This window comes from Microvirga makkahensis, from assembly GCF_009830105.1.
In the GTDB taxonomy this organism is placed as follows: Bacteria; Pseudomonadota; Alphaproteobacteria; order Rhizobiales; family Beijerinckiaceae; genus Microvirga; species Microvirga makkahensis.
On sequence record NZ_WURB01000074.1, the window covers coordinates 1 to 1415 of the forward strand.

Consider the following 1415-nt stretch of genomic DNA (forward strand, 5'->3'; position numbering starts at 1 on the left):
TCAGGCGGCGTTTTGGTTCTGTTTGAGGTCGATCTTGAACTCGGCCTGGGTCTTGGCCCTGATCTCGTCCGCCGTCACGCCTTCGGCCAGCTCGATCAGGCTCATGCCCGTGCCTCCCTTCTTGTCGATGGCAAACACCCCCAGATCCGTGATCACCAGATCCACCACCCCCGCCCCGGTCAGCGGGAGCGTGCAGCTTTTCAGGAGCTTCGGCTCCTCCGAGCCGTCCTTGGCCCGGGCTACGTGCTCCATGACCACCACCACGCGCTTGACGCCCGCCACGAGGTCCATGGCGCCGCCCATCCCCTTGACCATCTTGCCCGGAATCATCCAGTTGGCGAGATCGCCGTTCTCGGCCACCTGCATGGCCCCTAAGATCGACAGGTCGATATGGCCGCCGCGGATCATGCCAAAAGAATCAGCAGACGAGAAATAGCTCGTCGTCGGCAACTCGGTGATCGTCTGCTTGCCGGCATTGATCAGGTCGGCATCCTCCTCGCCCTCGTATGGGAACGGACCCATGCCGAGCATACCGTTCTCCGATTGCAGCTGCACGCGGATGCCCTCGGGAATGTAGTTCGACACCAGCGTCGGAATGCCGATGCCCAGGTTCACGTAGTAGCCGTCGCGCAGCTCCTTGGCCGCGCGGGCGGCCATCTGTTCACGGGTCCAGGCCATCAGATTTCCTCCCCTGCGCCCGCGGGCAGCGCCGCCTCGGCGCGCTTGCGGGTCGTGCGTTGCTCGATGTGTTTGACTGGGTTTTTCACATGTACCAGGCGCTTGACGAAGATGCCCGGCGTGTGGATGCAGTCGGGGTCAATCTCGCCGGCGGGAACCAGATGCTCCACCTCGGCGATCGTCATCCGCGAGGCGGTGGCCATCATCGGATTGAAGTTGCGGGCGGTCTTGCGATAGACGAGATTGCCTTCCGTGTCGCCCTTGAAGGCGTGCACGATGGAGATGTCGGCGAACAGCCCGGTTTCCATCACGTACTTCTCGCCATTGAACTCGCGCACCTCCTTGCCCTCTGCGATCAGGGTGCCCACGCCGGTTCTGGTGTAGAAGGCCGGAATGCCGGCGCCGCCGGCTCGGATGCGCTCGGCAAGCGTACCCTGCGGGTTGAACTCCAGCTCGAGTTCGCCCGAGAGGTACTGCTGGGCGAACAGCTTGTTCTCGCCCACGTAGGAACTGATCATCTTGCGGATCTGGCGGGTCTCCAGCAGGCGGCCGAGGCCAACCCCGTCCACGCCCGCATTGTTGGAGATGAAGGTCAGGTCCTTCGCCCCCGAATCACGAATCGCCTCGATCAGCGCCTCCGGGATGCCGCACAGGCCGAACCCCCCGGCCATGATCGTCATCCCGTCCTTCACCAGACCAGCCAGCGCAGAACGCGCATCGCCGTATACCTTGTTCAT

General features: G+C 63.3%; 2 protein-coding genes. Both read right to left on the minus strand.

All coding sequences use genetic code 11. From position 1 onward, the window contains the following. On the minus strand, window positions 1-678 hold the full coding sequence (locus tag GR328_RS26465; RefSeq protein ID WP_160888623.1) for a 3-oxoacid CoA-transferase subunit B: 678 nt from the start codon (window positions 676-678) through the stop codon (window positions 1-3). Further along, window positions 678-1415: CoA transferase subunit A (locus tag GR328_RS26470; RefSeq protein ID WP_160888624.1), on the minus strand; the 738-nt coding region annotated here is incomplete at its 5' end. The genes GR328_RS26470 and GR328_RS26465, both read right to left, overlap by 1 nt.